At 59.4% G+C, this 5,367-nt stretch carries 4 protein-coding genes and 2 pseudogenes; 2 read left to right on the top strand and 4 right to left on the bottom strand.

The window, feature by feature from the left end:
* Together NKI59_RS34530 and NKI59_RS34535 are read left to right on the top strand one after the other, a co-directional pair.
* Positions 1–890 (top strand): TnsB C-terminal domain-containing protein (locus NKI59_RS34530; RefSeq protein WP_352709000.1); only part of this gene is annotated, 890 nt, incomplete at its 5' end.
* A gap of 6 nt (positions 891–896) precedes the next feature.
* A complete protein-coding gene (locus tag NKI59_RS34535) occupies positions 897–1,778 on the top strand; it encodes a TniB family NTP-binding protein (RefSeq protein ID WP_352709001.1) in 882 nt (293 codons plus the stop codon).
* Positions 1,779–1,889: 111 nt separating this feature from the next.
* On the opposite strand, the gene NKI59_RS34545 is transcribed toward NKI59_RS34535, so the two are convergent.
* From NKI59_RS34545 to NKI59_RS34560, 4 genes and pseudogenes are all read right to left on the bottom strand, one after another.
* Positions 1,890–2,069: a hypothetical protein gene (locus NKI59_RS34545; protein WP_352709005.1), complete on the bottom strand. Its 180-nt coding sequence runs from the start codon at positions 2,067–2,069 to the stop codon at positions 1,890–1,892.
* Positions 2,070–2,719: 650 nt separating this feature from the next.
* A pseudogene (locus tag NKI59_RS34550) lies at positions 2,720–3,137 on the bottom strand (TCP-1/cpn60 chaperonin family protein); the annotation flags it as partial.
* A gap of 58 nt (positions 3,138–3,195) precedes the next feature.
* Complete coding sequence (locus NKI59_RS34555) at positions 3,196–4,599, bottom strand: F-box protein (protein WP_352709004.1); 1,404 nt, start codon at positions 4,597–4,599, stop codon at positions 3,196–3,198.
* Between the two features lie 101 nt (positions 4,600–4,700).
* Positions 4,701–5,263: pseudogene (locus NKI59_RS34560) on the bottom strand (integrase core domain-containing protein); the annotation flags it as partial.
* Positions 5,264–5,367 lie beyond the last annotated feature (104 nt).

A 5,367-nucleotide genomic window follows, 5' to 3' on the forward strand; every position in this document is an offset into this window, starting at 1 on the left:
TGCAGGAGAGGGGTATCCATGAAGCGTGGCCCGTGGCCGGTTTGCCGGGAACGATACATGTCGACAATGGCGCGGACTTTCGAAGTCATGCTTTCGAACGTGCCTGCCGGGACAACGGCATAAAGATCGATTGGCGTCCGCCGGGAACGCCCCATTTCGGCGGCCACATCGAACGGTTGATCGGCACGCAGATGGGCGCGGTTCATCTGCTGCCAGGATCGACCTCAAGCAACATAGAGGAACGGCGCGAGTATGATGCCAAACGCCATGCGACACTGACGCTTCGAGAGCTTGAGCGCTACATCGCACTCGAGATCGTTGGGCAATACCATCATGCTATCCATGGCGCACTCCGTCGGCCACCGATTGCAGTCTGGCGACAGCAGGAGAGTGAGTTGGTGTTGCGCCTGCCGAACAATCGTATGCAGTTCTGGATCTCCTTCCTGCCGGAGGCAGAGAGAACGTTGCGCCCGACCGGCATCCATCTTTTCAACATCCGCTACTGGTCGCCCGCCCTGGCCGCGGATATCGGACGAGCCAAGGCCCGCCTGATTGTGAAATACGACCCCCGCGATTTGTCGCGCGTCTTTGTTAAGCGTCCCTCAGGCAGCTTTGTTGAGGCTCGCTATGCCGATGTGACACTCGCGCCCATTACGCTGTGGGAGGCGCAGGCTGCCCGGCGCAAACTCAACGCTCAGGGCAAACGCGAAATTGACATGCACGTCCTTGTTCGCACTGCGCTTTCGCAGCGCGAACTGATCGAGGAGGCGAAACACAAGACACAAGGGCGCCAGCGGCTTGCGAAAACGAATGTGGATGACGATGAAGTGGGCTCGCTACGGGGCGTCGATTCAAGCAAACCTGTTCCCTCCGTCGAAGATCTGGATTGAGCCCCTTTGAGCACGGATAACGTCCATCTGACGCAGGCGGCCAAAGACCTCCTCGGCGAGCCCGATATTTTGCGAGTTCGCGCGATTCAGGCTCGCCGATGGATTTTTTATCCGCGCGCCAAGCAGGCACTCGATCGTCTCAACCTGCTGGTCGACCATCCGCGCGGCACGCGCATGCCCTCGGTCGCCATCTACGGCGACAGTGGCATGGGCAAGACGATGATCATGGAAAAATTCAGCGACAATAACCCCTCCCGTTTTGATCCGACGACCGGCGTTCAGGCTATGCCGGTTCTGGCAATCGAGATGACCGGGAAGCCAGGTGAGCGCCGTTTATATGCCGAGATCCTGGCTACACTTGGAGCACCACAGGCACCCCGCGCCGACATTGTGCAAATGGAGCAAGCGGCGTTGCGGCTTATGAAAACGGTCGGCGTACAGGTTCTAGTTATCGATGAAGTACATAACATTCTCGCCGGCTCATACCGCGAACAGCGGGTCGTGCTGAACACGATGCGATTTCTCAGCAATCGGCTTCAGATCTCCCTCGTTTGCTTCGGCGTAATCGAAGCGCGCGAAGCGATAAGTGGCGACGTACAGCTTGCCCGCCGATTCGGCGAGCTGACCTTGAATAGGTGGGCGGCCAACGAACAGTTCGAAGCACTAGTCTCGTCCATTTTGCGGAATATGCCGCTTCGCCGACCGACGGTGCTGACGCCGAAATCTCTACGCCGAATTCTGCAAATCAGCGGCGGCATCACTGCAAATATTTTTCACGCGATCACGACCCTCGCAGCCGAGTCGATCGAGAGCGGTACAGAGCACATCACGGATGAAGCGGTGGAAAGTTGGCGCCCGCCGGTTAGCGCCGAAACGGCCTACGCATGATCCGCGAACTCAGCGGGACAAGGCCGCTTCCTGTCATTCTCAAACCCGTCCCAGATGAGCTCCTGTCGTCGTGGATCACGCGCCATGGCGATTTCTACGGCGTCGCCCCGCTCACAATGCTTCGCCATGCCATTCCGGAGGCAACATCTTTGCGGCAAACTGAACAAACCTGAGGCCAACCGCCGCCGTTGAAATTGCGAGGCTGTTTCGAACCCAATCTTCGACAATCTTGGCAATGACCACGTCCGGGTTCCCAAAATCGGCAGCGCGGCTCGTCGCGCCACGCGCCATTCAATGCTGCATCGCCTGCTGTAAGCAAAACAGATCGCGAGGAGCCGCAACTGCGGTACAGCGAAGCTGGACCGAGGGTTGGCGTATAACCTGTCCCGTTTGCAGACAACGGCAGCAAGAGACATGGGAGGGGGCATCTGCCCTCGCAAGCACGTCATTGCCGTTCGAGGATTTTTGGGTAGATGCCGTCCACGGGGAGCGCCTCATCGATCAGTCGCTGACGGGACCATCGGTCGGTAGGGTGTCGCCAATCGACATAGTCCGTTTACTCCTCATCAGACGATGCCCGAAGCCATCCCGTCATCAGGCATCGATAGGCCACTGCACCGTCCTTGGCGCCGTCGTTCCGGGTTGATGAGCTTGTAGCCGAACAGGGACTCCCACGACCTACGATTGCAAGACCCATCTTGCCTATAGGACTCCGCCTGGGGCTGCTCGCTGGTGTCTCAATCGTCTATCAGGCAGGTCCGGCGTTAGTCTCCGAACTCAATCGCCAAACGCTCGGGGCCCACTATACGCGGTTCGCTGCAATCGACGCCGGCATTTCGGTTTCGAGAAACTCTCAGCCGCTGCAGGTGAATTGAGACTCACGGGCATTGAATCTCATGATTACGTACAGCGGTTGAGCGAGGTCGGCGCAATCTCACATTTAAGTGCAGTGCGACACGCAGCAGGGCGACGCCGCCGCTGGGCACGATGCCTTCTTCAACGGCTGCACGCGTTGCGTTCAGTGCGTCGTCGACGCGGTCCTTCTTCTCCTTGACTTCGACTTGGTCGCACCGCCGACGCGGATCACGGCAACGCCGCCGGCGAGCTTGGCGAGACGCTCCTGCAGCTTCCCCTTGTCGTAGTCCGAGGTGGTCTCCTCGATCTGCTGCTTGATCTGGGCGCGCGGCCCTGGATCTCGGCCTTCTTGCCGGCGCCGTCGACGATCGTGGTGTTCTCCTTCGAGATCGACACCTTCTTGGCGCGGCCGAGCATGTTGATGCTGACATTTTCGAGCTTGATGCCGAGGATCGCGATGTTCTCGAGCATGGCCTTGCGGCGGTCGCCGAAGCCGTCCGCCTTGATGCGCATTTTTGGCAGAACTTGTTTTAATTCTTGTTGCCGGCATTTGGTCCAAAGATCAGCGCCCACGTCCTTCCTCCTGACGAGAACGTTCATTCAGCCCCCTGGTGGTGTATGGGTTGCTGCTGTTCTGAGTGCACGGATTTAAATTATGGCGCTCCTGGGCGGTAGGGGCAGACATGCCGGCGTTGATGTCGCGTTTCAAGGCGTGCTCTTTGATACGGTCCTGCGTGTCCTGATTGTCCACGCCATGGCGCTCGATGGCGATACGGGCAACCACGCCGGCGTTGATGGCGCGCACCGCGGCTTGCTCTTTGAGATCGTCCTGCGTGTCCTGATTGTCCACGCCGTGGCGCTCGATGGCGATACGGGCAGCCACGCCGGCGTTGATGTCGCGCTCCGCGGCGTGCCATTTGATACGGTCCTGCGTGACTGGATCGTCCACGTCGTTGCGCTCGATAGCGGTACCGGCAACCACGCCGGCGTTGATGGCGCGCACCGCGGCGCGCCATTTGATACGGTCCTGCGCGTGCGGATTGTGCACGTCGTTGCGCCCGATAGCGGTACCGGCATCCATGCCAACCGTGATGTCGCGCACCGCGGCGTGCTCTTTGATCGTGTTCTGCGCGACCGGATCGTCCACGCCATTGCGCACGATAGCAGTACCGGCAACCACGCCAGCCATGATGTCGCGCATCGCGGCGTGCTCTTTGATCATATTCTGCGTGCCCTGATTGACCACGCCGTAGCGCTCGATAGCGGTACGGGCAATCATCTCGGGATCGGCGTTGATGTCGCGCATCGTGGCTTGCAATTTGATAAACTCGCGCGTGAGCCTACCCGCGGAGCCTCGGTTCCTGATGCGCCGTCCTGCTGCCAAAAAGAAGCCACGAATTGCGCGTGTCGCAACTTTCCCGGCGGCAACAAGCGGATGGGGCTTGATGACGGTCCCGGCGATCGTGTTCTGCGCGACCGGATCGTCCACGCCATTGCGCTCAATGGCGGGACGGGGATCCATTCCGGCGTTGATGTCGCGCTTCGCGGCGTGCTCTTTGAGCATGTTCTGCGCGACCGGATCGTCCACGTCATTGCGCTCAATGGCGGGACGGGGATCTATTCCGGCATTGATGTCGCGCTCCGCGGCTAACTTTTTGATACGGTACTTCGTGGCCAGATCGTCCACGTCATGATAGATGATGATGTCATTTGCAGTTCTAGTCCCAGCTGAATTACCCGCGTCAATCATGGCCTCTTCGAAACGAGCGGATCGTGTTTCCTCGCGAAACTCGCTATCAACAACTGCTCGGAACTTCTGATTGACATTGCGCAACGCATTGATGCTTCTCTGGAAAGCTGCGACGCTGTCGGCTTGATTGACTACCCGCTTCAATATCTCTCTCAGCATATCATCTGGCAGATTGCCGATGTTGAGAGGGTCTGTTGCGCCGGACGAATCCACCATTTAAGTCTCCTGTCTGGCTCGATCAGCGGTCATCTGTTTCGGGCTTTAATCCATTTAGGGGCACTGTAACGTTAACCGAGCATTGACCTGCCACTGAATTTTCATCCGGCTGCAGTTACAGCCTCGGCGGATTTTACGCCGTATGGCGCGGGTTGAGCAACGGGTGATCGGCGGAGCTGGTCGGGTTGCGCAGCCGATCGTCCGTTGCGGTGAGATTGGCGGCATAGGCCGCAGGCGTGAGGTATCCGAGCGCCGAATGTGGGCGCGATCGGTTGTAGTCGTCTGCCCATTCGGCGATGGTTGTTCGGGCATGGTCGAGGCCGAGGAACAGGGTTTCGTTCAGCAACTCGTCCCGCATCCGCCCGTTGAAGCTTTCGCAGAAGCCGTTCTGCATCGGCTTGCCCGGCGCGATGAAGTGCCATTCCACCTGATGATCCTTCGACCAGGCGAGGATCGCGTTCGAGGTGAACTCGGTGCCGTGGTCGGAGACGATCATGCCCGGCTTGCCGCGCCGGGCGATCAGTTCCGTCAGTTCACGCGCCACCCGGCGGCCGGAGATCGAGGTGTCCGGGATCGCAGCCAGGCATTCGCGCGTCACGTCGTCGACGATGTTGAGGACGCGGAAGCGCCGGCCGCAGGCGAACTGATCATGGACGAAATCCAGCTGACCTGCCACTGAATTTTCATCCGGCTGCAGTTAGAGCCTCGGCGGGTTTTACGCCGTATGGCGCGGGTTGAGCAACGGGTGATCGGCGGAGCTGGTCGGGG

Origin of the sequence: Mesorhizobium sp. M0598 (assembly GCF_040320865.1) — a bacterium.
Classification (GTDB): Bacteria; Pseudomonadota; Alphaproteobacteria; order Rhizobiales; family Rhizobiaceae; genus Mesorhizobium.

What these genes read in the sequence shown, in the direction of transcription:
- NKI59_RS34545 (WP_352709005.1), bottom strand. Translation starts at nt 2,069, where the DNA reads ATGGCGCGTGGCGCGACGAGCCGCGCTGCCGATTTTGGGAACCCGGAC.
- NKI59_RS34555 (WP_352709004.1), bottom strand. Translation starts at nt 4,599, where the DNA reads ATGGTGGATTCGTCCGGCGCAACAGACCCTCTCAACATCGGCAATCTG.